Origin of the sequence: Flavobacterium chungnamense (assembly GCF_039539165.1) — a bacterium.
GTDB classification, from domain to species: domain Bacteria; phylum Bacteroidota; class Bacteroidia; order Flavobacteriales; family Flavobacteriaceae; genus Flavobacterium; species Flavobacterium chungnamense.
Genome location: NZ_BAABCS010000003.1, coordinates 174,020 through 190,700 on the forward strand (window position 1 = coordinate 174,020; position 16,681 = coordinate 190,700).

Genomic DNA, 16,681 nt, shown 5'->3' on the forward strand with positions numbered 1-16,681 from the left:
TTATTTGTAAAATTGTAATATATAAATCTGAACGATGGAAGAATATATGCTGCCTTGTTTTTTTAAATCCTACACCGGACTAGATTGTATTGGTTGCGGAATTCAACGCTCCATTAATTTTCTGTTTCATGGAGAGTTTATAAAAGCATTCGAAATTTTTCCAGCTATTTATACCACAATCTTTTTCTTTGTATTTATTGGATTGCATCTTTTTGACAAAAGAAGAGAATACCATAAAATGGTCATATTTTTAGCTATTGCAAATGCTAGTATTATGATTATTTCTTATGTTTACAAAATGAAATTTCTTTATTAAACTTTAAAACCAAAAACTATATAAAAATGGAAAATCGAAAATTACCCAACGCAACTGCTGTTTTAGTCTTAGGAATATTGTCAATTCTTTTATGTTGGTGCTATGGTATCATCGGATTGATTCTGAGTATCATAGGACTAGCTATTTCAAGAAAAGATTTCGCAATGTACAATGCTGCGCCTCAAGATTTTGACAATTATCAAAACTTGAACATCGGTAGAATTCTTTCAATAATTGGAATCGTTCTGAACATTCTTGTACTTGCTTATTTCATTTGGATTATTTCAATGATTGGAATGGATGCATTAAGTGATCCTGCAGTATTACAAGAAAGAATTAAAGAATTACAAGGAAACTAATTCACATAAAAAAACCGTCTCGTTATGCACAAGACGGTTTTTTTTTATTTATCTCAATTATTTACTTTTCAAACTGTTTTAAAGTTGTTACAATAATCGAAATACAATCTAACAATTGTTCTTCGTTCATTACTAATGGCGGAGCGAAACGAATAATATTTCCATGAGTTGGCTTAGCCAATAATCCGTTATCGCGCAATGCCATACAAATATTCCAAGCCGTATCACTTTCTTCCGTATCGTTGATTACAATTGCATTTAGCAAACCTTTTCCACGAACCAAAGTAGCAATATTCGATACTTTTACAAATTCACCGATTTTCTCTCTGAAAATTTTCCCTAAACGACGTGCATTTTGAGATAAGTTTTCATCATTAACAACTTCCAAAGCAGCAATGGCAACAGCACCTGCAACAGGATTTCCACCAAAAGTAGAACCGTGTTGACCTGGTTTTATAACATTCATAATGTGATCATTAGCCAAAACAGCCGAAACTGGATAAGCACCACCTGACAAAGCTTTACCAAGAATTAAAATATCTGGAGCTACATAAGTCGCTTGTTTTTCGCAAGCATTTTCACAAGTACAATTTCCGCAAACTGCCAATATCGAACCTGTTCTTGCAATTCCGGTTTGAACCTCATCAGCGATAAACAAAACGTTGTTAGCTGCACAAAGTGCTTTAGCTTTCGCCAAATAATCTTCTGCTGGTGTATAAACTCCTGCTTCACCTTGAATAGGTTCTACAAGGAAACCTGCGATATTTTTAGACGATTTAAGCGCATTTTCTAACGCTTCGATGTCATCGTAAGGAATTTTGATAAATCCTGCTGTATAAGGTCCGAAATTCTTTCTAGCGTTTTCATCATTTGAAAACGAAATGATAGTCGTAGTTCTTCCGTGGAAATTTCCGTCACAAACGATTATTTCTGCTTCGTTTTCATGAATTCCTTTTTTCTCATACGCCCATTTTCTACAAAGTTTCAAAGCTGTTTCTACTGCTTCAGCACCAGTATTCATTGGAAGCACTTTATCAAATCCAAAGTATTTTGTTACAAATTCTTCATAAACTCCCAACTTATCGTTGTAAAAAGCTCTTGAAGTTAAAGTTAAAGTCTGCGCTTGATTAACCATTGCTCCAACAATTTTTGGATGACAATGTCCTTGATTTACTGCTGAATAAGCCGAAAGAAAATCGTAATATTTTTTTCCTTCAACATCCCAAACATAAACACCTTCTCCTCTACTCAAAACTACTGGTAGTGGATGATAATTGTGAGCTCCGTATTTATCTTCTAATGCAATAGCATCGGCAGAACTCATTTTTTCTAAAACTGACATAATTTTTCTTTTTTTACCCAAACTCGTTATGGGCTATTCTAAAATATCAATTCCTTCTTGTGGAGAGAAATCATCCATAAACTTTAGCAAAAGTAGTAAAAAAGATTGTTAGATTATTAGATTGTTAGACTCTTAGATTCTTTTTACTATTTCTTTATCTTTTCCAAAATATCATTCATCATTTCGATTTGCACTTTTTGAATTTCTATTAATTCTTGTTGTTGGTGCATGATTAAATGATCTAATTTTTCGTCGAGCATTCTAATTTCGAGTTCTGACTTTAAATTAATCATGTAATCTTTTTTGGCTCTTTCGCGGTCTTTTTCTTCTTGACGGTTTTGGCTCATCATGATAACCGGAGCTTGAAGCGCCGCCAAACAAGACAAAATCAAATTCAGTAATATAAACGGATACGGATCAAATCCTTTGTTCATCAACAAGTATACATTTGACGCTATCCAAATCATGATAAAGATGAAAAACGAAATTATAAACGTCCAACTTCCTCCAAAATCGGCTACTTTATCAGCTACTACTTGACCGAAAGTTCTATTATCAACTTCATCTTCTACTTTAGATACAAAAGACTTATTACCTTTAATAGATTTGACTACTTTCTTTTGCAATTCATTTAATTCACCAACTTCTGTTTGCAAAAATTTAGAAATGTATTTTTCACGATACACATTCAGTTCGCTGTCGGCAATAAATTGATTTTCATCAAAAGTTGGATATTCTTCTTTAATCAAATTTAAAATTGGAACACGAATCGATTTGCCCGAAACTTTTTCCTTCTCAGGAAATTCGATTCCTGAAATGGCGCTTTTAAATATTGCTTTATCTTTCATAAGTAATTTATTGAATTTGCTTTTGCAAACGTGAAGTTGGTTATAATTTCTATACTAACTTTAAAATTCTTGCTAATTTACGATATTTTAAAAACAAAAAACCTCACTTCAATTAAGAAATGAGGTTTCTATAAACTATATAAATCGATTAAACTAAAGTAGCTGTTGAAGTGATTTCTGTATTTAATAACTTAGAAATTGGACAATTTTTCTCTGCTTTAGTAACTAATGCTTGAAAATCTTCATCAGAAATTTCAGGGATTTTTGCTTCTATTGTTAAATGTGAACTTACAATAGAACCAGTTACTAAATTGATGTCACATTTGGTTTGAATATTTTCTACTGTAAAGCCATCTTCTGTTAAAAAAGCAGATAATTGCATGGTAAAACAACCTGCATGAGCTGCAGCAACCAATTCCTCTGGATTAGTTCCAACACCATCTTCAAAACGTGAATGGAATGAATACTGTGTATTATTTAATGTTGTGCTTTGTGAAGTAAGCGAACCTTTTCCTTCTTTTACCGAACCTTGCCATTGGGCTGTTGCATTTCTTTTCATAACTTTCTTATTTTAAATTTGTCAAAATTAGAAAATGTTTGTTACAAGAATGTTACATAATTATTGTTATTTCTAATAAAAGAATAGCTTTTTCCTTCTAAAAGTTACATTTGTAGTTTCTTATAACTTTGTACTTCGTATTTCGTACTTCGTACTTTCTACTCAAACATTTCCAACAACTTTGTAACGGTATTCCAATTTCTAATGGTTGCTGTTACGTTTAGTTTTTTCTCGATGTGTTTTTGGTCCAGTCTGGTTTTTCCTGCGCCTATATCGTATTTTATGAAGATTCTGTTACCATCAATTACGGCTTCGTCGGGTTTGAATTGGCTGATTTTTAATTCGTTTATGGCAGAACTTGATAACTCTTTTGAAATAAAAGCCACGTACAACTTTTTAGTATCAACGTCTTTTTGTTTCAAAAAAGGATTGTTTTTAAAACACAACTCCAAATCATTTTTACCAATTACAATCACTGGAACTTCGTGACCAAAGGTTTTGAAGATTTCTTGTTTAATTTTGAAACCCACACCAAAACCGCTTTCTTCCACAGTTTCTACAAAAACATTCCCACTTTGGATATACGTAACCACATTAGTAAACCCAGTGGCTTCCAACGTAGTTTTGAGCGCTTCCATTTTTATCATGTTGTGTCCTGAGACGTTGATGCCGCGTAGTAATGCTAGGTGTTTCATAAAATTAAATATTCTGCTAAATTATATTTTTTTCTTAAAGATTCTTATAAAACAAACCAATACATTATTTTTGCCTCATGGGAAAAAAGAAGACAGACAGAATTATATTTGAAAACGTTACCGTGCTTGATGCTGGTGCCAAAGGTGTTTCGGTAGCCAAAGCTCCTGAAGGACAAGTAATATTTATACCAAACGTTGTGCCTGGCGATGTGGTGGATGTGCAAACATTCAAGAAACGTAAATCGTATTTTGAAGGAAAAGCGATAAAATTTCACTCTTTTTCAGAAAATCGTATCGAACCAGTTTGCGAGCATTTTGGTGCTTGTGGCGGTTGTAAATGGCAAAACATGAAGTATGAACAACAATTGTTTTACAAAAATAACGAAGTCTTCAATAACCTAAAACGCATTGGTAAAATCGATTTACCTGACTTTGAACCGATTTTAGGTTCAGAAAAACAGTTGTTCTACAGAAACAAAATGGAATTCGGATTTTCGGATACGCGTTGGTTGACCGAAAGTCAGATTCAATCGAGTGAGGAAAATTTGAGCAAGAAAAATGCTTTAGGATTTCACGTTCCGAAAATGTGGGACAAGATTTTAGACATTGACAAATGTTGGTTGCAAGAAGATCCATCAAACGATATTAGAAATTCGATAAAAGAATTTGCCGATAAAAACGGAATGACGTTCTTCAATGCAAGAAATCACGAAGGTTTGTTGCGAACTTTAATGATTAGAACCGCTTCGACTGGCGAGATTATGGTTTTGATTCAATTTTTTGAAGATGACAAAGCCAATCGTGAGTTGATGATGGATTTTATTCATGAAAAATTCCCACAAATTACTTCGTTGCAATATGTAATCAATAGCAAAGCTAACGACACACTTTACGACCAAGACATCAAACTATATAAAGGAAGAGATTACATTTTGGAAGAAATGGAAGGTTTGAAATTTAGCATCAACGCTAAATCGTTTTACCAAACCAATTCCGACCAAGCGTATGAATTATACAAAATTACAAGAGAATTTGCTGGTTTAACTGGCAACGAAGTCGTTTATGATTTATATACAGGAACTGGAACTATTGCACAATTTGTTTCTAAAAAAGCAAAAAAAGTAATTGGTGTAGAAGCCGTTCCGGAAGCGATTGCTGATGCTAAAGAAAATGCAAAACGCAATGAAATTACCAATTGTGAGTTTTATGTTGGAGATATGAAAAATGTTTTCAACGACGATTTTATTGCGAAACATGGAAAACCAGATGTAATAATAACCGATCCACCAAGAGACGGAATGCATAAAGATGTTGTGGAAATGTTATTGAAAACTGGTGCTCCGAAAATTGTTTACGTAAGTTGTAATTCTGCAACTCAAGCAAGAGATTTGGCTTTAATGGACGAAATGTATAAAGTTACTCGTGTGCGACCTGTAGATATGTTTCCTCAAACGCATCATGTGGAAAATGTTGTACTTTTGGAGTTGAGATAGTATTAAGATTTGAGTATTAAGTACAAAGACCTATGAAAAAGATATTTTTGTTATTGTTTGTGTTTTCGCTTTTAGGATGCGAGAAGGATGATATTTGCGATGAAAATACATCTACTACTCCTAGATTAGTAATTGAATTTTATGATTTTAATGCTTCAACTGAAACTTTGAAAAGTGTAACTAATTTGGGAGTTATTGCACCAAGTTTTACAGAAGGAATTGGTTTTACTGGAGTTAATAAGATTCAAGTTCCATTAAAAACTACAGAAGATACTACTACATTGCGTTTCATTCAGAACGGAAGTGATTCTGATGCAACTAATGATAACGAAGATATTTTACAGTTTAATTACTCAAGAAATGAAGTTTATATTTCACGCGCTTGTGGTTTTAAAACTTTATTTACTTTAAATCCTACAAGTCCAATAGTTCCAACAGAACCATTTAGTAGCGCTAGCTCTTGGATAAAAAATATAGTAATTATAAAAGCTAACCTTGAAAACGAAAATGAAGTACACGTTAAAATATTCTTTTAGTCTACTATTACTAGTAGTTTCGTTTTTGGGAAATGCTCAAGAAGTGAAAGTCAAAGACAGTATCAAACCAAAAACAGATCATTATGGTTTGAGAGTTGGTGTTGATTTGTTCAAATTAACGCGTTCGTTTTATGAAAAAGACTATCGTGGAATTGAATTAGTTGGTGATTTCAAATTAACCAGAAAGCACTACATAGCTGCAGAAATTGGAACAGAAAATAAAACTGTAGATGACGACCGATTGAACTTTACTACCAAAGGAACTTACTTGAAAGCAGGTTTTGATTTTAATGGATATGAAAATTGGTTGGGCATGAATAACATGCTATACGTTGGTATGCGCTACGGATTTAGTTCGTTTAGCCAAACTTTGAATTCTTACACTATTTATAATCCGAATCCTTATTTTGGACAAGCTCCAGAAATACCATCAGGTCAAAAATACAGTGGATTAACAGCGCAATGGATTGAAGTTGTAGCTGGTGCAAAAGCAGAAATGTTTAAAAATTTCTATGTTGGAATGAGTTTGCGATTAAACTATTTAGTTTCCAATAAAAAACCAGATGGATTTGATAATCTTTACATTCCAGGTTTCAACAGAACCTATGACGGAAAATTTGGCGTAGGAATAAACTACACCATTTCCTATTTTGTTCCTATTTTTAAATCTGAGGTTAAACCTAAAGAAGAGAAAAAGAAATAATTAATTTATCTCCTTCACTCCTTTTACAAAAATAACTTTCATAAACAATTTTTCACCGTCTTTAGTTTTAACGGCTTGAAATTTTGGCGCAAAAATCGTTGCTATAACAAAAGCTACTACCAATATCCAAATTCCTTTCAAATCTGTAAACGCTGAAACAGCAACCTGTAACGGCAAAAAGAAAGCCGCAAAACTTAACATGTTGTAAATAAATGATTTTGTTGATTTACTCATTTTTTCTGTTGTGAAATTATATATTGTACTTTTATAAAACTGCTATTCGCCTTCTGTAACCTGAAACTTTGTTCGTTTACTTCCTTCGTACATTTCATATTTTACCAATCGCGCTTCTAAACTTCCGTTAAAGAGTTTGATTTTTCTAGAAGGTTTTAGTCCAACATGTTTCAATGCTTCTAAGTTTGCCGTAATAAACCAAGCATGCGTTCCTGGGTAATTTTGTTTCATGGTATCGCCCATTTCCCTGTAAAAACGTTCTAAATCAATATCCAAACGTTCGCCATAAGGTGGATTGAAAACCATTTGCAACGGACCAGAAGTTTCTTTATTAGTATCAAAGAAATTTTGTTGTTCTACTTTAATGTAATCATCAAGGTTGGCATTTTTTATATTATCAATAGCTTTATTGACAGCACTTGGCGCTTTATCGTATCCTTTTATAGTGTAATGAAATTCACGAGTGCGTTTCATTAATGCATCAATAATTTGATCAAATAAATCATTGTCCCAATCATTCCATTTTTCGAAAGCAAATTCTTTTCTGTTGATATTGGCTGGAATATTACAAGCAATCATTCCAGCTTCAATAAGAATTGTTCCCGAACCACACATTGGGTCTAGAAAATCAGTTTTTCCTTCCCAACCTGCTAGCAATAACATTCCTGCTGCAAGAACTTCATTTATTGGAGCAATATTCGTTGCTGTTCTATAACCTCTTTGATGCAAAGAATTTCCTGAAGTGTCCAAAGCTACCGAAACTTGGTCTTTATCAATGTGGATATTGATTCTTAAATCGGGATACTCTTTATCAATACTTGGTCGAACACCAGTTTTCTCACGAAATTGATCTACAATAGCATCTTTAGCTTTTTGCGATACAAATTGTGAATGTTTAAAAAAATCAGAGTGAATGGTTGTGTCTATTACAAAAGTTTGATTGGCATTTAAATACTTACTCCAATCAATTCCTTGTATTCCTTTGTAAAGTAACGCATCGGTTTTTGCTCTGAAGTAATAAATTGGCTTTAAGATTTTTAAAGCAGTTCGCAAAGACAAATTGGCTTTATACATAAAACCTTTATCACCTTTAAAACTTACCATTCTTGTACCTATTTCAACATCTTGAGCACCTAAAACGCGTAATTCTTGAGCTAATATTTCTTCAAAACCAAAGAAGGTTTTGGCAATCATTTTAAAATTTTCCATTTTCAATATCAAAATTCAATTGCAACTTAAATCCCGAATTGTCGGGACAATTGCAATTTCAATAATTAACTAAATTCCAAACTTGGAATAACTTCTGCAAAAATACACTAAATTTGCACGCTAGGAATTCATTTGAAAAGATAAATGTCAGAAAATACAAATTTGAAAACCAATAACTGGTTCGCCTCTTGGTTTGATACACCTTATTACCACATTCTTTATAAAGATAGAAATTACCGTGAAGCACAGATTTTCATGGACAATTTGACGCATTATTTAAACTTACCTGAAAAGGCAAAAGTATTAGACTTAGCTTGCGGAAAAGGACGTCATTCTATTTACTTGAATCAATTAGGATTTGATGTAATTGGCGCCGATTTATCTGAAAACAGTATCGCTGAAGCTACTAAAAATGCGAATGCAACTTTACATTTTGAAGTGCATGACATGCGAGAAAAATTTGAAGATAAATTTGATGCTATATTTAATCTTTTTACAAGTTTTGGTTATTTTGAAAATGATAATGATGATTTAAAAACATTAGTTGCAATAAAAGAAAGTCTGACCGATTACGGATTTGCTGTAATTGATTTCATGAATGTGCATCAAGTTATTCCGAATTTAGTTCCTGATGAAGTCAAAACTGTTGATGGAATTGATTTTCATATTAAAAGATATGTTGCCGATAATCATATCATCAAAGAAATTGATTTTGAAGACAACAATGAAAAATATCATTTTACAGAAAAAGTAAAAGCATTGACGTTAGAGGATTTTCAAAACATGATGAACGATGCTGGAATTTATTTATTGGACACTTTTGGTGACTACAAGTTGAAGAAATTCCATAAAAATACTAGCGAACGATTAATTATGATATTTAAATAATGAATTACTTATTACCACTATTATCGGTTTTAATTGGTTTTTTTTTAGCGATAGCATTAAAACCTAGAGCCAAAAAAAATTTAAAATTACTATTAGCTTTTAGTGGTTCTTTTTTGCTTTCCTTAACAGTAATACATTTACTACCAGAAGTATACGAATCCCATAATCACAATGTTGGAATTTTTATTATGATAGGAATTTTGTTCCAAATTATATTAGAATTTTTTTCCAAAGGAGCAGAACACGGACACGTCCATGGACATGATAAAATGGCTCAAATGCCATGGCTATTATTTATTAGTTTATGTATTCATGCGCTTTTAGAAGGTTTTCCTGTTGGTCATCATCACGAATTGGCGCTGGGAATTGCCATTCATCACCTTCCAATTGCCATCATTTTAACCACTTTTTTCTTGAATGCTGAGTTAAATAAAACTGCTTTGTTCCTTTTTATGTTAACCTTTGCCATAATGACACCGCTTGGAACTTTTATTTCAGATATTTTTCCAGCTTTAAATCAATACTATAATGAGATTACGGCAATAGTAATTGGAATTTTATTCCATATCTCTTCAACAATTATTTTTGAAAGTAGCGAAGGACATAAATTCAATATTGCAAAAATCTCTATGATTATTTTAGGAGTTGTATTGGCATATTTTATGTAATTCCGAAGTTTTATTTTATATTTGAAGAACAAAAAATAAATAAAATTATTATGGGATTATTTTCTGCCCTTTTAGGTAATGCAGGTACTGTAAATCAAGAGACTTTGAAAAATGATTACGGAAAACTTTTAATTGAAGGTGAAGTAATTGAATTGGGATTTAAACTAATAAGAGATACTTTTATTTTCACCAATAAGCGCTTGATTTTAATTGAAAAACAAGGAATTACAGGAAGTAAAATCGAATACAAATCAATCATTTATAAAAGTATTTCTAGATTTAGTATAGAAACAGCAGGTACTTTTGACCTTGAGGCCGAACTTAAAATTTGGGTTTCTAGTGAAGTTAATCCGAGCATAATAAAGCAGTTTAACAAATCTGTAAATGTTTATGATGTTCAAAGTGTTTTAGCACATCACGTTTTAAAATAATATCATGAACTTCACTAAAACCACTGAGCAATCTTCCAAATACGAGCATTTAGAAAAAATGTCTGTTTCTGAATTGTTGACAAACATCAATAATGAGGATAAAACCGTTCCATTGGCTGTTGAAAAAGCTTTGCCTAAAATTGAGTCGTTAGTTTCAAAAGTGGTTGAAAAAATGAAACTTGGTGGACGACTTTTTTATATTGGTGCAGGAACTTCTGGAAGATTAGGAATTGTTGATGCTTCAGAATGTCCTCCTACATTCGGAGTTCCATTTGATTTAGTAAACGGAATTATTGCAGGTGGAGATAAAGCCATTAGAAAAGCTGTTGAAAATGCAGAAGATAATACAACTCAAGCTTGGATTGACTTGCAAGACCAAAGCATTTCGGAAAACGATTTTGTAATAGGAATTGCTGCGTCAGGAACAACTCCTTATGTAATTGAAGGTTTGAAAAAATGCAATGAAAATAATATAATCACAGGTTGTGTCACTTGCAATGAAGGAAGTCCGTTGGCTCTAACAGCAAATTTCCCAATAGTTGTTGTCGTTGGACCTGAATTTGTAACTGGAAGTTCGAGAATGAAAGCAGGAACAGCTCAGAAATTAGTATTAAACATGATTTCAACTGCAAGCATGATTCAACTTGGAAAAGTGAAAGGCAACAAAATGGTAGATATGCAATTGAGTAATGATAAATTGGTGGATAGAGGCGTAAAAATGATTATGAGCGAAATTCCAGTTGATTATGAAAAAGCTAGTCAATTATTAAAGGAATTTGGAAGCGTTAGAAAAGCCGTTGAAGAATTTAAACAATAATATGAAAGAATCCCTAAAAGTAGTTTTACTTTTATCTATATTTTTTGTACTTTTCTTTTTAGTAAGAAAATCTACAAACAATACTATTATTGAAGAGCAAACTAAAGTTGATTTAAAAGATTATCCACAAACATTAGATAGTATAAAATCTATTAAAAAAGAACTTAAAGATAAAAGCATTAATAAAATTGGAGAAAAATTCACTTCACTTTTGACCGATAAAATTTTTCCTTATTGGTATGGAACTGATTGGGATTTTAATGGAACAACACAAAAACCAAACGAAGGAAAAATTGCTTGTGGCTATTTTGTGACAACCACATTAAGGGACATTGGATTAGATATTAACAGAGTTAAACTTGCTCAATGTGCCTCTGAACAAATGATAAAAAAATTAGTAAGTGAAGATAATATTTATCGATTTTCAAACAAATCAATTGAAGAATTTGAAACCAATTTAAAACAGAAAGGCAATGGGATTTATGTCGTTGGCTTAGATAATCATACTGGTTTTGTTCTATTTTCTGACGAAGGAAGTTTTTTTATTCATTCAAGTGGTATATCACCTTATAAAGTTGTAAAAGAAAAACTTACGGAATCGATTTTAATTGTAAAATCAAAATATCGAATTGTAGGCAAATTATCTTCTGATAAAGAGTTACTTTTGAATTGGATTAAAAAATAAACTAAAAAATTACTTATATGAAAAAAATACTTTTAACATTCGCATTATTACTTTCAGTACTTTCTTTTTCTCAAGAAATCAATCTTGAAAGAGGTAAATATTATGTAAACGGAAGTCAGATTTCTACAAGAGAAACAAAACAACTATTAGCTTCTAATGCTGAAGCTTTGAGTAAATTCAAATCTGGACTTGGTAAAGAATCTGCTGGTGGTTTCCTTATTGGATTTGGTGGTGCTTTGGTCATAACTGATTTGGTAGTAGGTTTGGTTTCAGATGTAAAATATCCAACAGCGGCAACCTATATTGGAGCTGGAGCCTTAATTATTGCAATTCCTGTTTTATCAGGAAAGAATAAAAAAATTAAAGAAGGAATTGATTTGTATAATATCGGTTTGAAAAATCTCGGAGAAACTAATTCAAATTTTGAAGTGAACTTAATAGGAAATCAAAGAGGCTACGGCATCCAAATTCGTTTTTAATATGGCAACCAATAAAGAACTTTTAGCAAAAGGCGTTAAATATTTATTTGGTGCTTTGCCATTGATGTTTGTTGGACCTATAATTTTAAATAGTAGTTTCAAGAATAAAGATAATCCCTATTACTATTTAGTGTTATCAATTGGAATAGTAGTATGTTTATCAGCTATGTTTTTGGCTTTCAAAGGAATAAAAACAATGACAGACGCATTATTCAATGATAAACAATAGCTATTTAGAAAGCATCAAAAAACAATTTCTCTATTACAAAACATTGGGAGAAAAAGCTATGGATCAATTAGAACCAGAGCAATTATTTGTTTCTGTAAATGAAGATACCAATCCTATTGCTACTATTGTAAAACACATTTCTGGGAATATGCTTTCTAGATGGACCGATTTTCTATCTACAGATGGAGAAAAAGAATGGCGCAATCGCGATAGTGAATTTGAACCAAGTATAAAAACAAAAGAAGAATTATTGGATGTTTGGAACAAAGGCTGGAATTGCTTTTTCAAAGCGATAAATGAATTAAAACCTGAGGAACTTAACACAATAATATACATTAGAAACGAAGGACATACTGTTATCGAAGCTATCAATCGCCAATTAGCACATTATCCTTACCATATTGGACAGATTGTTTTTTATGCCAAAATGCTTAAAGAAACCGAATGGAATTCACTTTCGATTCCTAAGAACAAATCCAATTTTTATAATGATAATAAATTTGCCAAAGAGAAAAGCATCAAGAATTTTACTGATGATGAACTAAATAAGTTAAAATAATAATGAAAAAAATAATAATATTCCTTCTAACGTTAGTCTTATTTGCTTGTCAAAACAAATTGGAATGCAATCCGAAAGAATTTAAAACTGGTAAATTTGAGTTCGTTCAAGAAGTTAATGGCAAAAAAGAAATTACAACATTTGAACGAACAGATAAATTACAAATTGAAACCTATAACGGTAGAACTGATACAGCTTCAGTTCGCTGGGTAAATGACTACGAATTTATTCTTCAAAAATTACATCCTAGAAATATGGCTGAAAAAAAAGCAATTTCCATGCGCTTCATTTCTACAAAAGGAAAAACCTATACCTTTGAATATTCTTTTGTTGGAGAATCAAAAAAACAAATGGGAACTGTAACAAAAATCAATTAATTCCGTAAAACCACTTTAACAATAACTTTTTTTTAAACTAACCAATGGAAGTATTATTTACCACAGATGCACTAATTGCACTTTTGACATTAACTTTTTTAGAAATCATTCTTGGTATCGATAACATTGTTTTCTTATCCATCGTATCGGGAAAACTTCGTGAAGAAGACCAACCAAAAGCTAGAAGAATTGGATTATTGTTAGCTATGGTTTTTCGTATCATCTTACTTTTCGGAATCACTTGGGTTATGGGATTAAAAAAATCTTTTTATGATTTCGATTTCGGATTTTTCTCTGGTGGAATTTCAGGACAAAGTTTAATCATTTTTGGTGGAGGATTGTTTTTGTTATACAAATCGGTATCTGAAATTCATCACAAATTAGAAGGTGAAGAAGAATCAAGCAACGGAAAAGCAAGCAATAGTTTATCCGCAGCTATTTTACAAATCGCTTTATTAAATATCGTTTTCTCTTTTGATAGTATCTTAACAGCTATTGGTTTAGTAAGTTCTGCCGAACCACCAAAAGGTTTTGGACCTGCTGGAGCAATAGAAATTATGATTCTTGCTATTATAATTTCGATTGTAGTAATGCTTGCTTTTGCAGGACCAGTTTCTAAATTCGTAAACGAACATCCAACGATACAAATTCTTGGACTTTCTTTCTTAATCCTAATTGGAGTAATGCTTCTTGCAGAAGGTTCGCACTTGGCACACTTTAGATTTGGTAATGATGTAGAAGTTCATAGTATACCAAAAGGATACTTATATTTTGCCATTTTCTTCTCTTTATTTGTAGAATTCTTAAACTTAAAAATGAAGAAAAGTAGCAGAAAACCTGTTGTTTTACATAACAGTAAAATAATTGATAAAAAATTAGAAGATAGCGATATTACTAATTAATCGTATATCTTTAAAAGCAAAAATGGTGATTGAGGCTCTCGAAATCACCATTTTTTTTTATGCTTTAAAAATAAAAATACTAAGACAATCCTGATATTTTTCCGTTGTTGTCAATATCAATTCGTTCAGCATTTGGAATTGAAGGCAAACCTGGCATTCGCATCACATCTCCAAGTAACGGAACAATAAATCCAGCTCCACTGGCAATTTCGAACTCACGAACCGTAATAATAAAATTAGTCGGACGGCCAATTAACTTTTCATTATCAGAAAAACTTGCAGGAGTTTTTGCCATACAAATTGAAAAATCATTAAAACCTAAATCGTTAATCATCTTCAATTGCGATTTCGACTTTGGTGAAAACTCAACCGAATTGGCTCCGTAAATTCCTTTCGCAACCGTATTTATCTTATGTTCAATCGAATCTTCTTTTTGATACAAAGGTTTATAATTTGCTTCACCTTTATTGATTTCTTCAATCACTTTTTCAGCTAATTTAGCCGAACCTTTTCCACCATCAACAAAAGCTGTGCTTACAATTGCAGTAACACCTTTTGCTAAACATAATGATTTCAATTTATCATATTCTGCTTGAGTATCATCAGGAAAAGCATTTATTGAAACCACCGGATTTATTCCAAATTTCTGAATGTTTTCAATGTGTTTTTCTAAGTTGCAAAATCCTTTTTCAATCGCAGCTACATTTTCAGTTTTAAAATCTTCTGAACTCAATCCAGCATGATGTTTAATTGCTCGAATCGTTGCAACTAAAACCACTGCATCTGGTTTCAATCCACTTTGTCCACATTTTATATGAAAGAATTTTTCAGCTCCTAAATCGGCACCAAATCCTGCTTCAGTAACCACATAATCTCCAAGAGAAAGTCCCATTTTAGTAGCAATTACTGTATTCGTTCCTTGTGCAATACTTGCAAATGGTCCGCCATGAAGAATCACTGGATTTTCTTCTAAGGTTTGCACTAAATTGGGTTTCAAAGCATCTTTTAGCAAAACGGCCATAGCCCCTACTACTTTCAAATCTCTTGCAAAAATTGCTTTTCCATCAAGAGTTTTTCCAACAAAAATATTTCCTAAACGGAATTTTAAATCCTCTAAATCTTTCGATAAACACAAAATCGCCATCACTTCAGAAGCTGGAGTAATATTGAAACCATCTTCGCGCATCGTTCCATTTGATTTAGCTCCAACCCCAATAATTATTTGGCGTAGTGAACGATCATTCATATCCATCACACGTTTCCAAGCAATAGATTTTGGATCTAAATTCAAAGAAAACTTCGGATTTTGAAGATTGTTATCAATCACTGCCGAAAGCAAATTATTAGCTTTTTCAATAGCCGAAAAATCGCCAGTAAAATGCAAATTAATATCTTCCATTGGAACAACTTGAGCATAACCGCCACCTGCAGCGCCACCTTTCAAACCAAAAACTGGTCCGAGTGAAGGCTCACGTAAAACACCAATAGCTTTTCTTCCAATATAATTCAAACCATCTGTTAGTCCAATAGACATTGTGGTTTTACCTTCACCATATTTAGTCGGTGACATTGCGGACACCAAAATCAGTTTTCCTTTTGGATTTTCAGATTGCAATTCTAAAGGCAATTTGGCTTTGTACTTTCCGTAGTATTCTAAATCATCTTCTTGAATATTAATTTTTTCGGCTATTTTTCGAATGTGTTGTAAGGTTGCATTTTGAGCAATCTCAATATCGGATGGAAATGTTGACATTATTATTTTAGTATAATTTGAAGTAAAATTAATTGAGTCGTTTTGAATTAAAAATGATATAAATCAAATAAAAAGAGATAAGTTATAAACTATTATACTTTTTTGATAATATAAAATCAATCTCATTAGGCATCTTAAAATTGGCTTTTGAGACATAAATACTTGTTCCTGATTCTAATTTAAGAATTATTCCTTTACTAGTTTCTTGAATATTGTTTAATCCATTCCATTTTATTTGGCCATTTGAAAATGGTCCAGAATGAATTAAGTAATCGTCATAAAATTCAATTTTAATATTTTCTCCTTGAATTTTACTTTTTAAACGAGAATTAATCCATTTCTTTTTTTCATTGTAAAACTTTATAAGTTCATAAAATCCAAGTAAGATGAATATAAATGGTAAAAATTTTAGTTTTTTATTATTAATGATAAAATAAATTACAATTCCAAAAACCACCAACAATAACGCGAAAATAGGTTCCCATTTTTTTAATTTATAAGATGATATCATTTCATCATAAGCTTCTTCGTAATATTCTTTGCTTGCCTTGAAATCAATTTTAAAATTCATCTATCATCCTTATTAATATTTAAAGAAA

23 protein-coding genes are annotated in these 16,681 nt (G+C 31.8%); 15 read left to right on the plus strand and 8 right to left on the minus strand.

The window, feature by feature from the left end; genetic code table 11:
* Positions 1-34 precede the first annotated feature (34 nt).
* Together ABD771_RS01395 and ABD771_RS01400 are read left to right on the plus strand one after the other, a co-directional pair.
* The gene (locus ABD771_RS01395) at positions 35-316 is read left to right on the plus strand and encodes a DUF2752 domain-containing protein (RefSeq protein ID WP_345089565.1); all 282 of its coding nucleotides are present in this window, start codon (positions 35-37) and stop codon (positions 314-316) included.
* Between the two features lie 26 nt (positions 317-342).
* Positions 343-675, plus strand: coding sequence for a CCC motif membrane protein (locus tag ABD771_RS01400; protein ID WP_298306765.1), 333 nt, complete (start codon positions 343-345; stop codon positions 673-675).
* 61 nt (positions 676-736) lie between these two features.
* On the opposite strand, the gene rocD is transcribed toward ABD771_RS01400, so the two are convergent.
* The 4 genes from rocD to ABD771_RS01420 form a co-directional block, all read right to left on the minus strand.
* Entirely contained in the window at positions 737-2,017 is a 1,281-nt protein-coding gene (gene rocD / locus ABD771_RS01405; protein ID WP_345089568.1) for an ornithine--oxo-acid transaminase, read from the minus strand.
* A gap of 146 nt (positions 2,018-2,163) precedes the next feature.
* Positions 2,164-2,865, minus strand: coding sequence for a DUF1003 domain-containing protein (locus ABD771_RS01410; RefSeq protein ID WP_345089571.1), 702 nt, complete (start codon positions 2,863-2,865; stop codon positions 2,164-2,166).
* A 148-nt stretch (positions 2,866-3,013) separates the two neighbouring features.
* The gene (locus ABD771_RS01415; RefSeq protein WP_345089574.1) at positions 3,014-3,424 is read right to left on the minus strand and encodes an OsmC family peroxiredoxin; all 411 of its coding nucleotides are present in this window, start codon (positions 3,422-3,424) and stop codon (positions 3,014-3,016) included.
* A 158-nt stretch (positions 3,425-3,582) separates the two neighbouring features.
* Positions 3,583-4,119: a DUF1697 domain-containing protein gene (locus ABD771_RS01420; RefSeq protein WP_345089577.1), complete on the minus strand. Its 537-nt coding sequence runs from the start codon at positions 4,117-4,119 to the stop codon at positions 3,583-3,585.
* A gap of 77 nt (positions 4,120-4,196) precedes the next feature.
* Between ABD771_RS01420 and rlmD the strand changes: the two genes are divergently transcribed.
* Genes rlmD through ABD771_RS01435 form a run of 3 tightly spaced genes read left to right on the plus strand, consistent with a single transcriptional unit; the run spans position 4,197 to position 6,851 of the window.
* Complete coding sequence (gene rlmD, locus ABD771_RS01425) at positions 4,197-5,612, plus strand: 23S rRNA (uracil(1939)-C(5))-methyltransferase RlmD (RefSeq protein WP_345089580.1); 1,416 nt, start codon at positions 4,197-4,199, stop codon at positions 5,610-5,612.
* A 32-nt stretch (positions 5,613-5,644) separates the two neighbouring features.
* Positions 5,645-6,148: a DUF6452 family protein gene (locus tag ABD771_RS01430; protein WP_345089583.1), complete on the plus strand. Its 504-nt coding sequence runs from the start codon at positions 5,645-5,647 to the stop codon at positions 6,146-6,148.
* Entirely contained in the window at positions 6,120-6,851 is a 732-nt protein-coding gene (locus tag ABD771_RS01435; RefSeq protein WP_345089586.1) for a DUF6048 family protein, read from the plus strand. The genes ABD771_RS01430 and ABD771_RS01435 overlap by 29 nt, the downstream gene beginning before the upstream one ends.
* Here ABD771_RS01435 and ABD771_RS01440 read toward each other — a convergent pair whose 3' ends face one another.
* A complete protein-coding gene (locus tag ABD771_RS01440; protein ID WP_345089589.1) occupies positions 6,852-7,085 on the minus strand; it encodes a hypothetical protein in 234 nt (77 codons plus the stop codon).
* A 42-nt stretch (positions 7,086-7,127) separates the two neighbouring features.
* Positions 7,128-8,294, minus strand: coding sequence for a THUMP domain-containing class I SAM-dependent RNA methyltransferase (locus ABD771_RS01445; protein WP_345089592.1), 1,167 nt, complete (start codon positions 8,292-8,294; stop codon positions 7,128-7,130).
* 144 nt (positions 8,295-8,438) lie between these two features.
* Here ABD771_RS01445 and ABD771_RS01450 point away from each other — a divergent pair, with 144 nt between their 5' ends.
* The 10 genes from ABD771_RS01450 to ABD771_RS01495 are packed head-to-tail and all read left to right on the plus strand — an operon-like array spanning position 8,439 to position 14,329.
* Entirely contained in the window at positions 8,439-9,182 is a 744-nt protein-coding gene (locus ABD771_RS01450; RefSeq protein ID WP_345089596.1) for a class I SAM-dependent methyltransferase, read from the plus strand.
* Positions 9,182-9,850: a ZIP family metal transporter gene (locus ABD771_RS01455; protein ID WP_345089599.1), complete on the plus strand. Its 669-nt coding sequence runs from the start codon at positions 9,182-9,184 to the stop codon at positions 9,848-9,850. The genes ABD771_RS01450 and ABD771_RS01455 overlap by 1 nt, the downstream gene beginning before the upstream one ends.
* 50 nt (positions 9,851-9,900) lie before the next feature.
* On the plus strand, positions 9,901-10,281 hold the full coding sequence (locus tag ABD771_RS01460; protein WP_345089602.1) for a PH domain-containing protein: 381 nt from the start codon (positions 9,901-9,903) through the stop codon (positions 10,279-10,281).
* Positions 10,282-10,285: 4 nt separating this feature from the next.
* Positions 10,286-11,098, plus strand: a complete 813-nt coding sequence (murQ, locus tag ABD771_RS01465; RefSeq protein WP_345089605.1) for an N-acetylmuramic acid 6-phosphate etherase — start codon at positions 10,286-10,288, stop codon at positions 11,096-11,098.
* 1 nt (position 11,099) lies between these two features.
* Entirely contained in the window at positions 11,100-11,783 is a 684-nt protein-coding gene (locus ABD771_RS01470) for a hypothetical protein (RefSeq protein WP_345089608.1), read from the plus strand.
* Between the two features lie 17 nt (positions 11,784-11,800).
* Entirely contained in the window at positions 11,801-12,262 is a 462-nt protein-coding gene (locus tag ABD771_RS01475) for a hypothetical protein (RefSeq protein ID WP_345089610.1), read from the plus strand.
* A 1-nt stretch (position 12,263) separates the two neighbouring features.
* Complete coding sequence (locus tag ABD771_RS01480; protein ID WP_345089613.1) at positions 12,264-12,491, plus strand: DUF6095 family protein; 228 nt, start codon at positions 12,264-12,266, stop codon at positions 12,489-12,491.
* Positions 12,478-13,050 (plus strand): DUF1572 family protein, encoded by a 573-nt coding sequence (locus ABD771_RS01485; protein ID WP_345089615.1) that lies wholly within the window; start codon positions 12,478-12,480, stop codon positions 13,048-13,050. Before ABD771_RS01480 ends, ABD771_RS01485 begins: the two co-directional genes overlap by 14 nt.
* A 2-nt stretch (positions 13,051-13,052) precedes the next feature.
* Positions 13,053-13,427: a DNA topoisomerase IV gene (locus ABD771_RS01490; RefSeq protein ID WP_345089618.1), complete on the plus strand. Its 375-nt coding sequence runs from the start codon at positions 13,053-13,055 to the stop codon at positions 13,425-13,427.
* 44 nt (positions 13,428-13,471) lie between these two features.
* Positions 13,472-14,329 carry a TerC family protein gene (locus ABD771_RS01495; protein WP_345089621.1) on the plus strand — a complete coding sequence of 286 codons (858 nt, stop codon included), beginning with the start codon at positions 13,472-13,474 and terminating at the stop codon, positions 14,327-14,329.
* A gap of 79 nt (positions 14,330-14,408) precedes the next feature.
* Here ABD771_RS01495 and ABD771_RS01500 read toward each other — a convergent pair whose 3' ends face one another.
* A complete protein-coding gene (locus tag ABD771_RS01500) occupies positions 14,409-16,082 on the minus strand; it encodes a formate--tetrahydrofolate ligase (RefSeq protein ID WP_345089624.1) in 1,674 nt (557 codons plus the stop codon).
* An 82-nt stretch (positions 16,083-16,164) separates the two neighbouring features.
* Positions 16,165-16,653 (minus strand): YcxB family protein, encoded by a 489-nt coding sequence (locus tag ABD771_RS01505; protein ID WP_345089627.1) that lies wholly within the window; start codon positions 16,651-16,653, stop codon positions 16,165-16,167.
* Positions 16,654-16,681 lie beyond the last annotated feature (28 nt).

What these genes read in the sequence shown, in the direction of transcription:
- ABD771_RS01395 (WP_345089565.1), top strand. Translation starts at nt 35, where the DNA reads ATGGAAGAATATATGCTGCCTTGTTTTTTTAAATCCTACACCGGACTA.
- ABD771_RS01400 (WP_298306765.1), top strand. Translation starts at nt 343, where the DNA reads ATGGAAAATCGAAAATTACCCAACGCAACTGCTGTTTTAGTCTTAGGA.
- rocD (WP_345089568.1), bottom strand. Translation starts at nt 2,017, where the DNA reads ATGTCAGTTTTAGAAAAAATGAGTTCTGCCGATGCTATTGCATTAGAA.
- ABD771_RS01410 (WP_345089571.1), bottom strand. Translation starts at nt 2,865, where the DNA reads ATGAAAGATAAAGCAATATTTAAAAGCGCCATTTCAGGAATCGAATTT.
- ABD771_RS01415 (WP_345089574.1), bottom strand. Translation starts at nt 3,424, where the DNA reads ATGAAAAGAAATGCAACAGCCCAATGGCAAGGTTCGGTAAAAGAAGGA.
- ABD771_RS01420 (WP_345089577.1), bottom strand. Translation starts at nt 4,119, where the DNA reads ATGAAACACCTAGCATTACTACGCGGCATCAACGTCTCAGGACACAAC.
- rlmD (WP_345089580.1), top strand. Translation starts at nt 4,197, where the DNA reads ATGGGAAAAAAGAAGACAGACAGAATTATATTTGAAAACGTTACCGTG.
- ABD771_RS01430 (WP_345089583.1), top strand. Translation starts at nt 5,645, where the DNA reads ATGAAAAAGATATTTTTGTTATTGTTTGTGTTTTCGCTTTTAGGATGC.
- ABD771_RS01435 (WP_345089586.1), top strand. Translation starts at nt 6,120, where the DNA reads ATGAAGTACACGTTAAAATATTCTTTTAGTCTACTATTACTAGTAGTT.
- ABD771_RS01440 (WP_345089589.1), bottom strand. Translation starts at nt 7,085, where the DNA reads ATGAGTAAATCAACAAAATCATTTATTTACAACATGTTAAGTTTTGCG.
- ABD771_RS01445 (WP_345089592.1), bottom strand. Translation starts at nt 8,294, where the DNA reads ATGGAAAATTTTAAAATGATTGCCAAAACCTTCTTTGGTTTTGAAGAA.
- ABD771_RS01450 (WP_345089596.1), top strand. Translation starts at nt 8,439, where the DNA reads ATGTCAGAAAATACAAATTTGAAAACCAATAACTGGTTCGCCTCTTGG.
- ABD771_RS01455 (WP_345089599.1), top strand. Translation starts at nt 9,182, where the DNA reads ATGAATTACTTATTACCACTATTATCGGTTTTAATTGGTTTTTTTTTA.
- ABD771_RS01460 (WP_345089602.1), top strand. Translation starts at nt 9,901, where the DNA reads ATGGGATTATTTTCTGCCCTTTTAGGTAATGCAGGTACTGTAAATCAA.
- murQ (WP_345089605.1), top strand. Translation starts at nt 10,286, where the DNA reads ATGAACTTCACTAAAACCACTGAGCAATCTTCCAAATACGAGCATTTA.
- ABD771_RS01470 (WP_345089608.1), top strand. Translation starts at nt 11,100, where the DNA reads ATGAAAGAATCCCTAAAAGTAGTTTTACTTTTATCTATATTTTTTGTA.
- ABD771_RS01475 (WP_345089610.1), top strand. Translation starts at nt 11,801, where the DNA reads ATGAAAAAAATACTTTTAACATTCGCATTATTACTTTCAGTACTTTCT.
- ABD771_RS01480 (WP_345089613.1), top strand. Translation starts at nt 12,264, where the DNA reads ATGGCAACCAATAAAGAACTTTTAGCAAAAGGCGTTAAATATTTATTT.
- ABD771_RS01485 (WP_345089615.1), top strand. Translation starts at nt 12,478, where the DNA reads ATGATAAACAATAGCTATTTAGAAAGCATCAAAAAACAATTTCTCTAT.
- ABD771_RS01490 (WP_345089618.1), top strand. Translation starts at nt 13,053, where the DNA reads ATGAAAAAAATAATAATATTCCTTCTAACGTTAGTCTTATTTGCTTGT.
- ABD771_RS01495 (WP_345089621.1), top strand. Translation starts at nt 13,472, where the DNA reads ATGGAAGTATTATTTACCACAGATGCACTAATTGCACTTTTGACATTA.
- ABD771_RS01500 (WP_345089624.1), bottom strand. Translation starts at nt 16,082, where the DNA reads ATGTCAACATTTCCATCCGATATTGAGATTGCTCAAAATGCAACCTTA.
- ABD771_RS01505 (WP_345089627.1), bottom strand. Translation starts at nt 16,653, where the DNA reads ATGAATTTTAAAATTGATTTCAAGGCAAGCAAAGAATATTACGAAGAA.